Origin of the sequence: Pseudomonas abyssi (assembly GCF_003444685.1) — a bacterium.
GTDB classification, from domain to species: domain Bacteria; phylum Pseudomonadota; class Gammaproteobacteria; order Pseudomonadales; family Pseudomonadaceae; genus Halopseudomonas; species Halopseudomonas abyssi.
Genome location: NZ_LMAZ01000001.1, coordinates 1,513,366 through 1,527,507 on the forward strand (window position 1 = coordinate 1,513,366; position 14,142 = coordinate 1,527,507).

The 14,142-nt window shown below is 62.2% G+C and carries 21 protein-coding genes; 14 read left to right on the forward strand and 7 right to left on the reverse strand.

Annotation, left to right across the window (positions count from 1 at the left end):
• Nucleotides 1-4 precede the first annotated feature (4 nt).
• The 7 genes from ASB58_RS06940 to ASB58_RS06970 form a co-directional block, all read right to left on the reverse strand.
• Entirely contained in the window at nucleotides 5-253 is a 249-nt protein-coding gene (locus ASB58_RS06940) for a pyocin activator PrtN family protein (protein WP_118129784.1), read from the reverse strand.
• Nucleotides 250-630, reverse strand: a complete 381-nt coding sequence (locus ASB58_RS06945; RefSeq protein WP_118129785.1) for a hypothetical protein — start codon at nucleotides 628-630, stop codon at nucleotides 250-252. Before ASB58_RS06945 ends, ASB58_RS06940 begins: the two co-directional genes overlap by 4 nt.
• Nucleotides 627-911 carry a phage antirepressor KilAC domain-containing protein gene (locus tag ASB58_RS06950; protein WP_118129786.1) on the reverse strand — a complete coding sequence of 95 codons (285 nt, stop codon included), beginning with the start codon at nucleotides 909-911 and terminating at the stop codon, nucleotides 627-629. The genes ASB58_RS06945 and ASB58_RS06950 overlap by 4 nt, the downstream gene beginning before the upstream one ends.
• Entirely contained in the window at nucleotides 901-1,146 is a 246-nt protein-coding gene (locus ASB58_RS06955) for a hypothetical protein (RefSeq protein WP_118129787.1), read from the reverse strand. The genes ASB58_RS06950 and ASB58_RS06955 overlap by 11 nt, the downstream gene beginning before the upstream one ends.
• Complete coding sequence (locus tag ASB58_RS06960) at nucleotides 1,143-1,418, reverse strand: hypothetical protein (protein ID WP_118129788.1); 276 nt, start codon at nucleotides 1,416-1,418, stop codon at nucleotides 1,143-1,145. The genes ASB58_RS06955 and ASB58_RS06960 overlap by 4 nt, the downstream gene beginning before the upstream one ends.
• On the reverse strand, nucleotides 1,415-1,609 hold the full coding sequence (locus ASB58_RS06965; RefSeq protein ID WP_118129789.1) for a hypothetical protein: 195 nt from the start codon (nucleotides 1,607-1,609) through the stop codon (nucleotides 1,415-1,417). The genes ASB58_RS06960 and ASB58_RS06965 overlap by 4 nt, the downstream gene beginning before the upstream one ends.
• 97 nt (nucleotides 1,610-1,706) lie before the next feature.
• Nucleotides 1,707-2,315, reverse strand: coding sequence for a type II toxin-antitoxin system RelB family anti-toxin (locus ASB58_RS06970; protein ID WP_181977875.1), 609 nt, complete (start codon nucleotides 2,313-2,315; stop codon nucleotides 1,707-1,709).
• 150 nt (nucleotides 2,316-2,465) lie between these two features.
• Between ASB58_RS06970 and ASB58_RS06975 the strand changes: the two genes are divergently transcribed.
• The 14 genes from ASB58_RS06975 (at nucleotide 2,466) to ASB58_RS07045 (ending at nucleotide 14,135) form a co-directional block, all read left to right on the forward strand.
• The gene (locus ASB58_RS06975; protein WP_118130023.1) at nucleotides 2,466-2,666 is read left to right on the forward strand and encodes a winged helix-turn-helix domain-containing protein; all 201 of its coding nucleotides are present in this window, start codon (nucleotides 2,466-2,468) and stop codon (nucleotides 2,664-2,666) included.
• A gap of 319 nt (nucleotides 2,667-2,985) precedes the next feature.
• On the forward strand, nucleotides 2,986-3,480 hold the full coding sequence (locus ASB58_RS06980) for a phage regulatory CII family protein (protein ID WP_118129791.1): 495 nt from the start codon (nucleotides 2,986-2,988) through the stop codon (nucleotides 3,478-3,480).
• A complete protein-coding gene (locus ASB58_RS06985; RefSeq protein ID WP_118129792.1) occupies nucleotides 3,473-3,694 on the forward strand; it encodes a TraR/DksA C4-type zinc finger protein in 222 nt (73 codons plus the stop codon). The genes ASB58_RS06980 and ASB58_RS06985 overlap by 8 nt, the downstream gene beginning before the upstream one ends.
• Nucleotides 3,687-4,715 (forward strand): phage Gp37/Gp68 family protein, encoded by a 1,029-nt coding sequence (locus ASB58_RS06990; protein WP_118129793.1) that lies wholly within the window; start codon nucleotides 3,687-3,689, stop codon nucleotides 4,713-4,715. The genes ASB58_RS06985 and ASB58_RS06990 overlap by 8 nt, the downstream gene beginning before the upstream one ends.
• Nucleotides 4,708-7,185 carry a bifunctional DNA primase/polymerase gene (locus ASB58_RS06995; RefSeq protein WP_181977876.1) on the forward strand — a complete coding sequence of 826 codons (2,478 nt, stop codon included), beginning with the start codon at nucleotides 4,708-4,710 and terminating at the stop codon, nucleotides 7,183-7,185. Before ASB58_RS06990 ends, ASB58_RS06995 begins: the two co-directional genes overlap by 8 nt.
• A 271-nt stretch (nucleotides 7,186-7,456) precedes the next feature.
• Nucleotides 7,457-7,825 carry a hypothetical protein gene (locus ASB58_RS07000; protein WP_118129795.1) on the forward strand — a complete coding sequence of 123 codons (369 nt, stop codon included), beginning with the start codon at nucleotides 7,457-7,459 and terminating at the stop codon, nucleotides 7,823-7,825.
• A complete protein-coding gene (locus tag ASB58_RS07005) occupies nucleotides 7,822-8,256 on the forward strand; it encodes a hypothetical protein (RefSeq protein WP_118129796.1) in 435 nt (144 codons plus the stop codon). The genes ASB58_RS07000 and ASB58_RS07005 overlap by 4 nt, the downstream gene beginning before the upstream one ends.
• A gap of 291 nt (nucleotides 8,257-8,547) precedes the next feature.
• Nucleotides 8,548-8,919: a hypothetical protein gene (locus ASB58_RS07010; protein ID WP_118129797.1), complete on the forward strand. Its 372-nt coding sequence runs from the start codon at nucleotides 8,548-8,550 to the stop codon at nucleotides 8,917-8,919.
• Nucleotides 8,916-9,257 carry an HNH endonuclease signature motif containing protein gene (locus ASB58_RS07015; protein ID WP_118129798.1) on the forward strand — a complete coding sequence of 114 codons (342 nt, stop codon included), beginning with the start codon at nucleotides 8,916-8,918 and terminating at the stop codon, nucleotides 9,255-9,257. Before ASB58_RS07010 ends, ASB58_RS07015 begins: the two co-directional genes overlap by 4 nt.
• A gap of 212 nt (nucleotides 9,258-9,469) precedes the next feature.
• The gene (locus tag ASB58_RS20195) at nucleotides 9,470-9,793 is read left to right on the forward strand and encodes a hypothetical protein (protein WP_235827236.1); all 324 of its coding nucleotides are present in this window, start codon (nucleotides 9,470-9,472) and stop codon (nucleotides 9,791-9,793) included.
• A gap of 18 nt (nucleotides 9,794-9,811) precedes the next feature.
• Nucleotides 9,812-10,342: a P27 family phage terminase small subunit gene (locus ASB58_RS07030; protein WP_118129800.1), complete on the forward strand. Its 531-nt coding sequence runs from the start codon at nucleotides 9,812-9,814 to the stop codon at nucleotides 10,340-10,342.
• Nucleotides 10,305-12,056 carry a terminase large subunit gene (locus ASB58_RS07035; protein ID WP_118129801.1) on the forward strand — a complete coding sequence of 584 codons (1,752 nt, stop codon included), beginning with the start codon at nucleotides 10,305-10,307 and terminating at the stop codon, nucleotides 12,054-12,056. Before ASB58_RS07030 ends, ASB58_RS07035 begins: the two co-directional genes overlap by 38 nt.
• Entirely contained in the window at nucleotides 12,053-13,294 is a 1,242-nt protein-coding gene (locus ASB58_RS07040) for a phage portal protein (protein ID WP_118129802.1), read from the forward strand. Before ASB58_RS07035 ends, ASB58_RS07040 begins: the two co-directional genes overlap by 4 nt.
• Entirely contained in the window at nucleotides 13,284-14,135 is an 852-nt protein-coding gene (locus ASB58_RS07045; RefSeq protein ID WP_118129803.1) for a head maturation protease, ClpP-related, read from the forward strand. Before ASB58_RS07040 ends, ASB58_RS07045 begins: the two co-directional genes overlap by 11 nt.
• The last annotated feature ends 7 nt before the right edge of the window (nucleotides 14,136-14,142 follow it).

Here is a 14,142-nt window from a genome sequence, read left to right on the forward strand (position 1 = left end):
CCGCTTAGGCGGCGGTGCGGTGCTGTAGGCGCTCGTCGAGATAGCGGGCGAGTTCCTCCAGCGGTACCACCAGCGGGCTGCGTTTGGATTCGTGCAGCCGCTTGGGTGTGATGTTGACCTCGCCGGATTCGATCAGCCGGCGCAGGTGGCGGTCGGTTTGGATGTGCGGGAAGTGCTCCACCCGCAGCTCCGTGAGTGTGAGATAGGGCAGGCTGTAGCGGCGCTGCAGCTGCTCAAGGGTGGCAGTGGTCATGCGGCCACCTCGGGCAGGTAGCCCACGGCGAGCAGTTCTCGCAGTCCGTCGACGGTTTTGGCCTGCACGGCGTGCATGAGGTGGTGGCCGTCCATGACGGTGAGCTGCAGTTGCTCTTGATCGCGCCCCACAAAACCCACGCTGACGGTGAGCGGGTAGGGGAAGCGGGCCATGCCAATGTGCAGGGCCTCGGCCAGGCGCAGGGCTTGGTCGTCCAGGCGGCGCAGGTGCTCCAGCGCTTCGGCGGCAACGGCTGCCGCCTGTTTGGCATCGACGGCGGTCGGGTGCTTGAGGCGCAGTTGCAGCAGGGCAACGGCGCCAGTGATGCGCTCGACCAGTGGCTGCGGGTTGAGGGGGACTTTGTTGAGGTTGATCACGCGGCCTCCTCAATCTCTACGCCCATCAGGTCGGCGAGCCAGCGCAGGCCTTTCTGGGTGACGTAGGTTTTGCCGTAAGTCTGGCCGTGTCCGTTGTTGATCAGCGGGTTGCCGTTGTGGTGCTTGAGCTTTACGCGCAGGCGACCGGCGTCAACGTCTGACGTGTTATAGGGCAGACAGTGCTGGTCCAGGATTTTGCGGGCCTTGAGGTCTGCGGTCAGGCGCTTGAGGCCGGTGCCGAGCAGCTTGGCTGTGGTGGCCAGGTCGTATTCATGCGTCATGGTTGGCCTCCTGTGTTGCTACGGACCAGCGGCGTTTGTTGTGCTCGCGTGCGTTGTGCGCCAGGGCGTCAAGCCGGTCGGCCTCCTCCTGGTCAATTAGTCCGAGGAAAAAGGCCATGTTGATCTGGCCTCCGGCGTACCCGATGTCGTAATCCGCTGCGCACCGGTACCGCACGCCATCAAGCGCGTTACGGATATGCCACCGTGCGACTTCTCGCTGTTCTTCCCGGCTCACGCTGCACACTCCAGCCGGCCATTGGCGCAGTCTTCAATCCAGCGCTGGGCGCGGCGTTTGAGGGTGGTTTCGGCTTGCTTGGCTGGCAGCGAGGTGCTGTTGACGGTGCCATGGGCGCGCAGGGTGAGGCTGATGCGATCGCCCTGGCGCTCGGTGGTCAGCAAGGCGCGGATGCGCTCGCCGGTATGGCGCTGCAGCACGGTAAGGAAGCTGCCGGGGCTTTTGAGCTGGTGGGCCAGCAGCTGCTGGCTGACGGCGGTGAGGCGAATCATGCTGCGTCACCCCCGTTCCAGGGGCCGCAGTTGTCGACCGGCTGAGCAGGGCGCAGCGCTGCGCCGGCGCGATTACCACCGACAACGATGGCAAGGCCGGTGCGCTTGATGATGGCTGCGATGGTGGCCGGGTTAGTGGCCGCTGTGGGGTGCAGGTAGACCCTGCAGGGTGTTGATGGCTGTGTCCGCATGGTGTTGTACCCGTGTGGTAGGTGGGTTCAACACGATAATGCTCTGATGAATTAACTAAATCAATACCTAGTTGTATTAATTTTCATGAATGCATTGTTACCGGCGCTTATTCCATGAGCCGGTGACTACGCCGCATATAGAGGTGCCTTCAGGCACTTCGATGATCCGGTTGGCCATGTCGGGGTTGAGGGCGATCAGGTAGTCGCCCTCTGGTGTGCTGTTGTAGCGCTTGAATGTGGTCTTGCCCTCTGGGGTGCGGACAACCACGTCATCGCCGTGCCGGGCCTCTATATCTGGGTCGACCAGGATGATCTCTCCGTCACGGTATTCTGGCAGCATGCTTGGCCCGCTGACGCGCAGGCAGAATGCTTTGCTGCTGTGCGGGAAGGGGCAGTCAAGCCAATCCTCCGCGTCGCCCGGGGCGTAAAGGTCAATGGCTTCGCACAGTTCGCTGGCTCTGACCCACGATATCAGCGGTACGCGGCCTTTGATGCGTGGGCCATCGGTGACGTTGTCTGGTAGGAGATACTGCGCGGGGTGCTCGCTAACAACCTGACGCTCGCCGATGCCCAGCGCGGTGGCAATCTTGACGATGTTGCTGATGCGGGGGTCATCAGAGTGGCCGTTGATGATGCGGTGGACCGTGGGTTGTGACATGCCCGCTTTGGCGGCCAGCTGAGCCTCTGACCAGCCCAGTTCTTCCATTCTGTTTTTAAAGGCTGCCCAAGTGGCTGGCCCAGGTAGATATAGGTTCATTCGCTGGCCGCTATTCTTCAATGTATTAACGAAATTGTATTGCAGCCTTTGATTCAGTCGGGTATTGTCGCTTCAATACCTAACTGAATGGGTTTTGTCATGAACATCTCGCAGATGCTGAAAGCCTTGACTGACGGCGGCATGTCTCAAAACGAGATTGCGAAAGCCATTGGCGTCAGCCAGCCAACCATCCATCGCGCCCTCAAGGGCAGCCCGATGCTGTATGAGTCCGGCAAGCGTATTGAGCAGCTGTATGCCGAGCGCGTTGCTGGGCCAGCTGCACAAGCCGCTGCCGCCTGAGAATCACAACCCGCCGGGGACACAGCCAAGGAACACGCGGCGGGAGCCGGTAGCGGGAGCCTCACCAGCAGACCGCTACCGGCATAGAGCAAGGACCGAGGCCAGCCGCAGTGCGACTGGCTAAAAAGGTGTCAGAGCCAAGGGACCACCTACCACGGAAGACCCAAGGCTCTGACGGGTTGGTGAGCAGCTACCACACCGCTCACCGCACAACAGCCAGCCCCGGACACAGCCAGTGTTCAGAGGGCTAAGCTGCTGTAGCCCAATGGTATGCGCCCCGGCGCCCATTGGCTACGGCGATAAAGGGGAAATAAAACCTATGAGCCGTAAAGACCTGCTGCCGGACGCTGGTCCGGTACTGTCGATCAGGGCTGCGCTGTATCGCGCGTGCCGTGATGCAAAGGGCGGTATTACCGCCGTGGCCCTTGAAATGGGCATTGACCCAGACGCCCTGCACAAAACCCTCAACCCAAACAACCGCCGGCCAATCGCGCCGGAGTGGATCGAGGACATTCTGACCCACACGCAAGACCCTCGCCTGGCTGCCGCACTGGTGCGCAGTGCTGGAGCCGTTGCGTTCACCCCTCAGCCAGTGCCCGCCACTAAACCTGCGCTCAAGGCCTTGGGCAAGATGCTTGAGGAAGAGGGCAAGTTTGTGGGCAGCCTGCATGCCGGTGCCGATGACGGGCGCTGGGAGGCGCATGAGGTGGCCGACCTGGAGTACCACGCCAACCAGCTGATCAGCCAGGTGCTGGGCATTGTTGCTGGTGCGCGGCTGGCGATGGAAGACGCGGAGGGCGCAGACCATGGCTGATGCTTGCGACTTGGGCAGCGACCGCGCCCAGCAGATGCTCGATGATGCCTTGGAGCATCGCCGCTATCAGGCCAGCCGCCTGGCCCTCGATAACCCCTACTGCATGGACTGTGGCGAGGCCATACCCCTGAAACGCCGTGAGGCCCTGCCGGGCGTTGAGTGCTGCGTGGATTGTCAGGCGATCCGGGAGCATAAGGGGGTGGGCCGTGGGTGATAAGACAGGTATCGAATGGACTGACGCCACCTGGAACCCGATCCGCGGCTGCTCGCGTGTGAGTGAGGGTTGCCGCAACTGTTACGCCGAGGGCGTGGCGAAGCGTTTCAGCGGGCCGGGTATGCCGTATGAGGGGCTGATCGCCAAGGGTGGGCAGTGGAATGGCAAGGTGGCTGTGGTTGGCTCGGCGATTGGCCTGCCGCTGCGCTGGGTGAAGCCTCGACGCATCTTTGTGAACTCAATGAGTGACCTGTTTCACGACAGCGTGCCGTTTGAGGTGATAGCCGAGATTTTCGCCATCATGGCCGTGACCACGCGGCACACGTACCAGATCCTGACCAAGCGGCCAGAGCGCATGCTGGCGTTCTTTGAGTGGGCCTGCGATGGGGAAGACTACCCGTACAAGATAAGCGAGGCATGGCCCTCTGGCCTGCCGTGGGAGCCGGCCACCGGCGGGCGTGGCGGTTACGATAACTGCGGACCCGGTTGGCCTTATGAAAACGTATGGCTCGGAGTGAGCGTTGAGGATCAGGCAACAGCCGAGGCGCGGATTCCGCTGCTGCTTAAGGCGCCCGCCGCTGTGCGCTGGATATCTGCGGAGCCGCTGCTCGGGCCAATCAGCTTTTCGGGCATGTGGGTGGAGTTTGACCACGCTGCGGTTCATCAGAATGCGCTCGAAGCGCTTGATTGGGTAGTGGTTGGCGGTGAGTCTGGAGCGCACGCAAGGCCGATGCACCCTGACTGGCCGCGTACTCTGCGTGATGAATGTGCTGCCGCTGAGGTGCCCTTTTTGTTCAAGCAATGGGGCGAGTGGTCGCCGCGTGGGCCGTCAGCCTTGGGTTATGAGCCTTTGGAAGGTGTGCCCCGCGTGCGTCTGACGGACTTGGGCGAGGACGGCAGTGCCCTGGGTGCCGAGGGTGACAATCAGGCGTGGATGCAGCGCATTGGGAAGAAGGCGGCAGGCCGTTTGTTGGATGGTGTGCTGCATGATGGTTATCCGGGGGAGCGGCTGCATGACTGACAAGCGAGAGGCCCCGATCAGCTCTTGGGCGCGGCGGTATATCGATGCATTTGGCCTTGCGCTGGTGTCGATCGATCCGGGCGAAAAGGCCCCCAAGGGGCATGGCTGGAACCAGCCGGGTGGTTACCTGACAGACGCTGCTGCCGCCGAGGTGTTTTGGCAGCGTAACCCGAATAACAACATGGGCGTTGTGCTCGGCCCCAGCCGGGTATGCTCGCTGGACGTGGATGATGTGGAGTGGACGCGGCATGCGCTGCGCGAGCTGCTGGGTGTTGACCTGGATGCTATGGCAGACAGCAACCCTACGGTGGTGGGCAACCCGCTGCGGTTCCGGGTGCTGTTCCGCGTGCCGGATGGGGTGGAGCTAGGCCGGCACTCACTGACGTGGCCGCATCAGGATGACCCGGACGGCTCCAAGTTTAAGGGGCTGATGGCCGCTGCCAAGGCGGCGAAAGAAGAGGGCGATGAGGCAGCAGCAGCAGAGGCTCGCGCTGAGGCGGACAAGATCAAACGATTCACGGTATTTGAGCTGCGCGCAGGGCTGGTGCAGGACGTGCTGCCGCCGTCGATCCACCCCGGTACCGGCAAGCCCTACACCTGGCGCACTGCGCCGGATGCTGACGCGGGCCTGCCGGTGTTGCCGCAGGCGCTGCTGGCGGTGTGGTTGAACTGGGAGGCATTCAAGCGTGATGCGGTTGCGGCCTGCCCGTGGGCGCCCAAGCCTGCTCAGGTGGTGAGGCATCCAACACGGCCCGCTGCGCCGCCGTCGGGCGGTGGGGATGTGATCGAGCAGTTTAACCGGGCGCACGATGTGGAGAGCCTGCTGGCTGCGCACGGGTATGAGCGGCGGGGCAACAAGTGGTTGGCACCGTGCAGCTCCAGCGGGCTGCCTGGTGTGGCGGTGACGGATGGCCGGGTGTACTCGCATCATGCGTCAGACCCGCTGTGTAACGATCACATGAATGACGCTTTTGATGTGTTCCGCATTCTTGAGCATGACGGCGATGCGAAGGCGGCGACCAAGGCGGCGGCCAAGCTGCTTGGGTTGGATAGCCGACCCCAGCGGCAGGCCACGACTGCTGTGCGTGATGATGCGCCGCCTTTGGGTGATGATCTCCCCGGCGCCCCCTCTGGTGCGTGCGATGCACTGGCCGATGCTGAAAGCCCGCCCCCAGAGCTCGCGCACACGCACGCCGGGGGCGAGGGGGTGTTCAGGATTGGTGAGCAGGAGCTGCTGCTGGATTTTGTGCTGATCTACGGCACTGACTTGGTGTGGGACTGCAACCGACGGCGCATGGTGAAGATGACGGCGCTGCGGGAGGTGGTTGGGCGTGAGCGCATCAAGCTGTGGCAGGAGAGCCAGCACCGGCGGGTGGCGGAAGATGTGGTGTTTGACCCGACCCTTGGGTGCTCGCCGACCATGCTGAACCTGTATGACGGCTTCAAGATGACGCCAGACCCGCGCGCGCGTTCTGGTTGCGAGCTGATCCTGGCGCACCTGTGGCGGCTGTGCGGGTACCGACAGGACGAGTACAACTTTTTGCTGCGCTGGATTGCTTACCCGCTGCAGAACCCCGGTGCGAAGATGCACAGCTCGGTGGTGATGTTTGGCGCGGAGGGACCGGGTAAGAGCTTGGTGTGGGAGAAGGTGGTTAAGCGTATCTATGGCGATTACGGCGTGACGATCGGCCAGGCCCAGCTGGAGAGCCAGTTTACCGGCTGGCAGTCGCGCAAGCTGTTTGCACTGGCCGAGGAGGTGGTAAGCCGGCAGGAAATGCGCCACTACAAGGGCCTGCTCAAGCATCTGGTGACGGGTGAGACGCTGCAGATCAACGAGAAGATGCAGAGTCTGCGGGAGGAGGCGAACCACCTCAACTTTGTGTTCCTATCCAACTCGACGGTGCCGCTGGAGCTGGACGACGGCGACCGCCGCTATTTGGTGTTGTACGTTGACAAGGTGCCGCCGCAGGGGTACTTCGATAACCTGTTGGCCGAGATTGCGGATGGCGGTACCGAGGCGTTCTATCAGTACCTGCTTGAGCTGGATATGACGGGGTTTAGTGCCCACACCAAGCCGCCGCTCAACGAGGAGAAGAACCAGCTGATCGAGGGCAGTTTGACGCCTGCGCGCTACTTCATCCGGATCTGGCTGCGGGGTGAGACAGACTGGCCAGTGGGTGCGGTGGTGGCCGGTGATCTGTATCGGGCGTTCTGCCGATGGTGCGAGCGGGCCAACGAGTTCAAGCGCCGGGAGCGCGAGTTCTATCAGGAGGCAATGCGCGATATGCCGCAGGTGCGCAAGGATATTCACTACCCTCACGACATGGACAAGCACCGGACTTGTCGCATCTACCTGCCGCCGGCCATGGCGACCAGGGAGCAGGACAAGGCGTGGTTGACCGAGGTTGGGCAGCAGTGCCGGGCGTTCCACAAGTCGCTAAACGACCAGGCCAGGAGTATGGCAGCGTGATTTTCCGACACTCCGACAGTATTCAGACACGTCTTCCGACAGTGCGCGAGCGCTCTAAATCGGGCTTTCCGACGCTCCGACACATTTTTACGGGATTCTTACGCGCGTGCGCGCGTATGTGTGGTTTGTGCGTTTTATCTGTCTGACTGTCTGATTTTTTATAAGTTATTGTTTTTTATATACATATTTTCAGATAGATATTCAGACAGTATTCAGACAGTAGAGTAAAAAGAGTCTGATTAAGTGTTTCAGCCAACAGAAGGGGAACGTTATGGCGGTTTATCGAGTTGAGAAGGGTGAGTGGAGCAAGGTGGCTGGCGATCTGCCGGACTTGATCGAGTGGTCGGATTCAGTGGACCTGACCGAAGCGTTGGCCGGTTATGGGTTCACCAGCTGGGATCAGGTGGACAACGTTTATGAGCTGTTCCGCAGCATCAGACCAACCAGTGAAGGCCCGCTGGCCGGCGTGCGCTACGTGTTCACGGTGCATGCCGAGGGTGAGCTAGCTGAAGATATCCTGGTGGGTGACTGGTTCCCGGATTACCTGCACGTGCTGGAGCGTTTGGAGGTGCTGCAGCGGCGCGATGCTGCGTTGCGCGCCGAGCTGGCTGCCCTGCATGGGCAGGGAGGTGGGGTGTGATTGAGCGCGTAGAAATGGCGTTGGCGGCGTGGGGCGACCAGTATCGGCGGCGGGGCGGCGCTTGGTCATTGCAGTGCACGCTGGGTGCTGCGATCGACTCCAAGGGTGTGCTGATCCGCGGTACTGGCGGCAACGGGCAAGATGCAAACCTGGCTTTGGGCGACATGGGGTTGATCGGTGAGGCAGTTGAGCGGGCCTTAGTGCTGATCCGCCAGCCAGTCGAGGCGGGCGGGCATGGCAAGGTGGGCGTGGAGCTGGCCAAGCTGGCCCGGGTGCGTTACCTGACCGACCCGATGCCGCTGGTGGAGCAGCAGGCCAAGCGCATGGGGTGGCGGTCGCAGGTGACCTACCGCAGCAAGCTGCACCAGTTGCATGTGCTGGTTGAGCCGCTACTGCTGGCTGAGTTGCCTTGGCTGAAGCGGGTGGCGTGAAAATAGTTGATACCGTTCGTCGGGCGCTTTTTGGCTCTAACGCATGTTCAACACACCTTGCACACACCACCCACGCAAAGCGCCTGAAAGGGCGTTAATCGATGGTTTACGCCATTGACGGTCTAGCGTAAAAAGTCAGCTATTCGTGTTGTACGTGCGTAAGCAGCAAGCGCACAACGCTTCCCCTGCTGGATTGGCTGCCAGCAAACCCCAAACCCCGCTCCGGCGGGGTTTTTTTATTTCAGCGCCAGGGAAGGTTCAACCCGGGAGCACCTTATGAGGATTCAGGACATGAGCGAGCCGACCACCGCAGGGCTGGCCGGCATTGGCCTGGGCAAGTTGCTGGGCATCAGCGTTGGCGCTGGTGCTGTGGCGCTTGTGGTGATGAGCCTGACCGAGCCGCAGTCGCGGCGCGAGTGGGTGGTTGCCCTGGTGTGCACGGTGCTGGGCTCAGTCTGCGGTGGTGCGTTCATCATCCAGTGGCTTGGCCTGCAGGCGTGGGCTGAGACCTTCGAGGGGCTGGTGGCGTTCGCCGGTGTGTACTTCACTGCCGGCTTGCCTGCTTGGGTGCTGGTGCGTGGCGCGTTCGCCTGGTTCAACGGGCCTGACGGTCGCAGCTTGCCAGCGATCATTGATCTGTTCCGCAAGGCTTTCGGGCGATGAGCACTGAGCCGCGCGTCTATACGTCGCGCTGGACCAAAGCAGCGAAGACCTACCTGGTCAGCCATCCGCTGTGCGTCATGTGCCAGCGGCAGGGCAGGGTCACGCCGGCAACGGTGGTTGACCACATCAAGCCACACCGCTTGAAGCAGGCAATCAAGTCGGGCGACAGGGCCGCCATCAGCGAGGCTCAGCGGTTGTTCTGGGACCAGGACAACTGGCAGGGCCTATGCTCGACGCACCACGACTCGACGAAGCAGCGCATCGAGAAGGCAGGCCGGGAGATCGGCTGCGGGCTGGACGGAATCCCGCTGGACGCCAACCACCACTGGCGGGCATGACGGCGCGAGGGGGAGGGGTGGGGCAAAAGTTCACAGGCTGCCGCCTGAGACCCCGACGGCCAGTTTTTGCGCAACGCCGGGAAAAATGGGGGGGTACCCCTTTCGGTCATGACGTTGCGCTACGTGAAATCTAATGGTTTTGGAGGTTGCGATGGCCTGTTCAGCATGCGAACAGCGGCGCGCCAGAATGCGGAAATGGGTACAGGTGGCTTATGAGCGATTTACGCAAGGTTCTGCTGGTGATCAAGGCCGAGCAGGTTCTGAAGCCGGAGCAGCGCGTGGCGGTGCTCGCGGAGGCAAACGTATTGGCTGAGCGCTTGGGCGCCGAGGTCATGATCGCCGACGGCGGTTTGGACGCCGGCCTGCACAGTGACATCGCCCCGCTGCTGGAGCGCCAGATCGAGCTGCAGCAAGAAACCAATCAGCTGCTGGAAGCGAACAGCCAACTGCTTGAGGCATTGGTCATGGCACTCGGCGAAGAGGCCGACCCTGACGCCCCGCCGCTGACGTATATGGACGGCACCCCGGTAGGGTAGCGCCGTCGGGAGAAGACTATGGCCGGCAACGGAAACTCAGGCCGCACAGGCAAGCCTGCGGTGGTGCATCTGATCAAGGGCAACCCCAGCAAGAAGAACGGGCAGGCTCTGCTCGATGAGGCGCTCAACCCGCCAGTGCCTGCAGAGGCACCGGACAAACCAGACCACCTCAACGAAGAGGCTGCCCAGATTTGGGACGGGCTGATCCCTGACCTGCTCAAGTTGGGGCTGGTGACGCGCTTGGACGGGCATACGCTCGCCGAGTACTGCCACTGCCTGAGCAAGGTGCGGGCGCTGGATCGGATGATGGACGAGCTAAACGAGACCTCGACCAACGGTGTACGTGGTTACTTTCAAACCTCCCGGACGGGCTACCGCAGTGTGTCCGAGGTGATGCAGGCGCGTGCCATGTTCAACTCGCGTGTCGACGCCATCGGGAGGCAATTCGGCTTCTCGCCGCTGGCCCGTCGAGGCCTGCGGGTAGAGGCCCCGCAAGGCGAGCTGTTCCCCAATGAGCAAAAGCAAATCGCGGACAAGTACTTCAGCTGATCGCGCGACTGCCTATGCCCAAGAAGTAACCGCCGGCCGCATTGTGGCTGGCCCTGATATTCGCAACGCCTGTAAGCGCCACCTGGATGACCTGAAGACAGGCGCCGAGCGAGGCCTGGTGTGGGACGTGGACGCCGCGACCCGCGCCATTGGCTACTTCGAGGAAGTGCTCTGCCTTAATGGTGGCGAGTTTGAAGGCCAGCCCTTCCTGCTGCACCCGTGGCAAGCGTTCATCGTTGGCTGCCTGTTTGGCTGGAAGGGGCAAGACGGCCACCGCCGATTCCGCACCGCCTACATCGAAACCGCCAAGGGCTCCGGCAAGTCGCCGTTGGTGGCTGGCATCGGCCTGTATGGCATGACCAGCGATAACGAACCGCGCGCCGAGATCTACGCCGCAGCGACAAAGAAGGATCAGGCCATGATCCTGTTCCGCGACGCGGTGTCGATGGTTGACCAGTCCGCGGCGCTGGCCGCTCGGATCGAAAAGACGGGGCGCGGGGAGAAGGTATGGAACCTGGCGCACCCCGCCAGCGGTAGTTTCTTCCGTGCGATCAGTGCAGACGACGGCCAGTCAGGCCCGCGCCCGCACGTCGCGCTGCTGGACGAGATTCACGAACACAAGACCCGCATGGTCGTTGACATGATGCGGGCCGGTACCAAGAGTCGCCGCCAAGCGCTGATCGTCATGATCACCAACAGCGGCCACGACAAGACCAGCATTTGCTTCGACTACCACGAATACGCCAGAGCAGTATCAGCTGGCACCAAGCTGGATGACAGCTTCTTTGGCTTTGTCTGCAGCCTGGATGACGGTGACGACCCGTTTCAGGATGAAGCCTGCTGGCACAAGGTCAACCCCAGCTTGGCGTTCGGTAAGCCCGGCGACAGCAACGGCGGGGTGCCCGGATACAAGTACCTGCGCGAGCAGGTCACCGAGGCCCGTGGCATGCCCTCGAAAGAGAGCACCGTGCGCCGGCTCAACTTCTGCCAGTGGGTAGACGCCGAGAACCCGTGGATATCCGGCCCGGTGTGGATGCGCTGCGAGCGCGAGTTCGACATTGAAGAGCTGCTGGGCGAGCCCTGCTTTGGCGGGCTGGACCTTTCCGGCAGCCGAGACCTGACGGCCTTGGCCCTGTACTTCCCGGCCCAGCGTCGAGCGTTCGTTGAGTTCTGGACGCCGGGTGACTCGCTGCATGACCGCGCCCGGGTTGACCAGGTGCCGTATGACGCCTGGCTGCGCGAGGGGCACATCCACGCGCCGCCCGGTATGGCTGTTAATTACGGTTTTGTTGCACAGCGCATCGGCGAACTCGCGCAGATGTTCCAGCTGGACGGCATCGCCTTTGACCCCTACCGCATCAAGTACATGACGCCCGAGCTGGACGCCGAGGGGGTGATGGTCGAGCTGGTATCGCACGGGCAGGGCTACGCCAAGTCGCAGCAGTCCGGGCTATGGATGCCGCGCTCGATCGAGCTGCTCGAAACCCTGCTCACCGAGCAGCAGATCGAGATCAAGGCAAACCCCTGCCTGCGCTGGAACGCAGCAGGCGCAGTGTTGGACGCAGACCAGAAAGACAACCGCATTTTCGCCAAGCGCAAAAGCACGGGCCGCATCGACGGCATCGTCGCGCTGGCCATGGCCGTTGGCGCGGCAGGTGAGCAAGAGGGTAGCGCCAATATCGACGCCTTCCTAATGGACCCGATCATCGTATGAAGAACCAACAGAAGAAGCCGGGCCGCATCAAGGCAGCGTTTCAGAGCTGGCTGGGTGTGCCGGTCGGCCTTACAGAGGAAGCGTTCTGGACCTACTTCGGCAAAACCGAGGCCGGCCAGCAGATCAACGAGCGCACGGTCATGCAGTTGTCGACGGTGTGGGCCTGCGTGCGGCTGATCGCTGAGACCATCTCAACACTGCCGCTGGGGCTGTATGAGCGCACCGGCGCGGGGCGGGTAGAGGCGCGCAATCACCCGCTGTACTCGCTGATTCACAGCTACCCCAACGCCGAGAGCACGGCATCGGTGTTCTGGGAGTCGATGATCGTCTCAATGCTGCTGCGTGACGGTGGCTTTGCCGAGCGCAAGTTCATCGGCAACCGTGAGGTGGCGCTGGTGTTTCTGGATCGCCGGCGGCTGAGCATCAGCCGCGATAGCCGTGGAAACCGCGAGTTTCGCTACACCGAGCGCAACGGTACGCAGCGCATCATTCCGGAGAGCCGGATTTTTCGCATCCCCGGCTTCACCCTGGATGGTTGCTGGGGCGTGTCTGCCATTGAGTATGGCGCCACGGTGTTTGGTTCGGCGTTGGCGGCCAGCACCGCCGCCAACGGCACGTTTGAGCGGGGCCTGTCGCCTACGGTGGCATTCAGTATGCAACAGGTGCTCAAGCCAGATCAGCGCAAGGAGTTCAGGGAGAACCTCAAGGAAATTTCCGGCGCCATCAACGCCGGCAAGTCGCCGCTGCTCGAAGGTGGCATGGACGCCAAAGTTATTGGCATCAATCCCAAAGATGCCCAGCTGCTGGAGTCCCGCGCGTTCAGCGTTGAGGAGATCTGCCGCTGGTTCCGGGTGCCGCCCTTTATGGTCGGCCACAGCGAGAAGTCCACCAGCTGGGGCACCGGGATTGAGCAACAGATGATTGGCTTTCTCACGTTTACCTTGCGGCCCTGGCTAACGCGCATAGAACAGCACATCAACAAAGACCTGCTCAGCCCCGTTGATCGGCAGCGCTACTACGCCGAGTTCAGCATTGAAGGCTTGCTGCGGGCCGATAGCGCAGGGCGTGCCGAGTTCCTTAGCAAAATGGTGGATCACGGCCTGATGACCCGCGACGAAGGCCGCCAGAAAGAGAACCTGCCGCCGAAGGGTGGCAACGCCGACAAGCTGACTGTGCAAACAGCCATGACCACCATCGACCAGCTGGGCCAGCCCCAAGGAACCAACAATGGACCGTAAGAACAAGCCCGTTGCCCGGGTGAGCGCGCCTGTGCGCTCGATGCGCTTTGACCTGTCGCCCAAGGCGCTGGATCGCTGGAACCCGACGATCAAGGCGGCTGCCGAGTCGGACAACACCATCAGCATTCTCGACATCATTGGCGAAGACTGGTGGACCGGTGAAGGCGTCACCGCCAAGCGCATCGCTGCAGCCCTGCGCAGTATCGGCGACAACGATGTTGATGTGGTCATCAACAGCCCTGGCGGCGACATGTTCGAAGGCCTGGCCATTTACAACCTGCTGCGCGAACACAGCGGCCACGTGACCATCAAGGTGCTTGGGCTGGCTGCGAGCGCCGCCTCAATCATAGCCATGGCGGGTGATGAGGTGCAGGTCTCGCGCGCTGGTTTTCTCATGATTCACAACGCATGGACGTTCGCCGCGGGCAACCGCCACGACTTCCGCTCTTACGCCGATTACCTGGAGCCGTTTGACGAGGCGATGGCCGACATCTACGTCGCCCACACCGGCATCGAGCTGGCCACCATCCAGACCATGATGGACGGCGAGACGTGGATCGGCGGCAGTGCCGCTGTTGAGAAGGGCTTTGCCGACAGCTTGCTCGCCTCTGATGAGATCGAGCGAGGCGAAGACCGGCCAGAGGCGCACAGCGCCCGCCGAGTAGAAAACGCGCTGCGTGCATCCGGCATGCCGCGCTCCGAGGCCAAGCGCCTCATCTCAGAGTTGAAGGCCGGCCAGCGTGACGCGGGCGGTAACGGTGCGCGTGACGCCACCCCTGATGGCAGAGCCATCAAGCTGCAGGCAGAGCCACTGCCGAAAATCTCGTTCCCGACCCTGTAAGGAGTTA

What these genes read in the sequence shown, in the direction of transcription:
- ASB58_RS06940 (WP_118129784.1), bottom strand. Translation starts at nt 253, where the DNA reads ATGACCACTGCCACCCTTGAGCAGCTGCAGCGCCGCTACAGCCTGCCC.
- ASB58_RS06950 (WP_118129786.1), bottom strand. Translation starts at nt 911, where the DNA reads ATGACGCATGAATACGACCTGGCCACCACAGCCAAGCTGCTCGGCACC.
- ASB58_RS06960 (WP_118129788.1), bottom strand. Translation starts at nt 1,418, where the DNA reads ATGATTCGCCTCACCGCCGTCAGCCAGCAGCTGCTGGCCCACCAGCTC.
- ASB58_RS06965 (WP_118129789.1), bottom strand. Translation starts at nt 1,609, where the DNA reads ATGCGGACACAGCCATCAACACCCTGCAGGGTCTACCTGCACCCCACA.
- ASB58_RS06970 (WP_181977875.1), bottom strand. Translation starts at nt 2,315, where the DNA reads ATGGAAGAACTGGGCTGGTCAGAGGCTCAGCTGGCCGCCAAAGCGGGC.
- ASB58_RS06975 (WP_118130023.1), top strand. Translation starts at nt 2,466, where the DNA reads ATGAACATCTCGCAGATGCTGAAAGCCTTGACTGACGGCGGCATGTCT.
- ASB58_RS06980 (WP_118129791.1), top strand. Translation starts at nt 2,986, where the DNA reads ATGAGCCGTAAAGACCTGCTGCCGGACGCTGGTCCGGTACTGTCGATC.
- ASB58_RS06985 (WP_118129792.1), top strand. Translation starts at nt 3,473, where the DNA reads ATGGCTGATGCTTGCGACTTGGGCAGCGACCGCGCCCAGCAGATGCTC.
- ASB58_RS06995 (WP_181977876.1), top strand. Translation starts at nt 4,708, where the DNA reads ATGACTGACAAGCGAGAGGCCCCGATCAGCTCTTGGGCGCGGCGGTAT.
- ASB58_RS07000 (WP_118129795.1), top strand. Translation starts at nt 7,457, where the DNA reads ATGGCGGTTTATCGAGTTGAGAAGGGTGAGTGGAGCAAGGTGGCTGGC.
- ASB58_RS07010 (WP_118129797.1), top strand. Translation starts at nt 8,548, where the DNA reads ATGAGCGAGCCGACCACCGCAGGGCTGGCCGGCATTGGCCTGGGCAAG.
- ASB58_RS07015 (WP_118129798.1), top strand. Translation starts at nt 8,916, where the DNA reads ATGAGCACTGAGCCGCGCGTCTATACGTCGCGCTGGACCAAAGCAGCG.
- ASB58_RS20195 (WP_235827236.1), top strand. Translation starts at nt 9,470, where the DNA reads ATGAGCGATTTACGCAAGGTTCTGCTGGTGATCAAGGCCGAGCAGGTT.
- ASB58_RS07030 (WP_118129800.1), top strand. Translation starts at nt 9,812, where the DNA reads ATGGCCGGCAACGGAAACTCAGGCCGCACAGGCAAGCCTGCGGTGGTG.
- ASB58_RS07035 (WP_118129801.1), top strand. Translation starts at nt 10,305, where the DNA reads ATGAGCAAAAGCAAATCGCGGACAAGTACTTCAGCTGATCGCGCGACT.
- ASB58_RS07040 (WP_118129802.1), top strand. Translation starts at nt 12,053, where the DNA reads ATGAAGAACCAACAGAAGAAGCCGGGCCGCATCAAGGCAGCGTTTCAG.
- ASB58_RS07045 (WP_118129803.1), top strand. Translation starts at nt 13,284, where the DNA reads ATGGACCGTAAGAACAAGCCCGTTGCCCGGGTGAGCGCGCCTGTGCGC.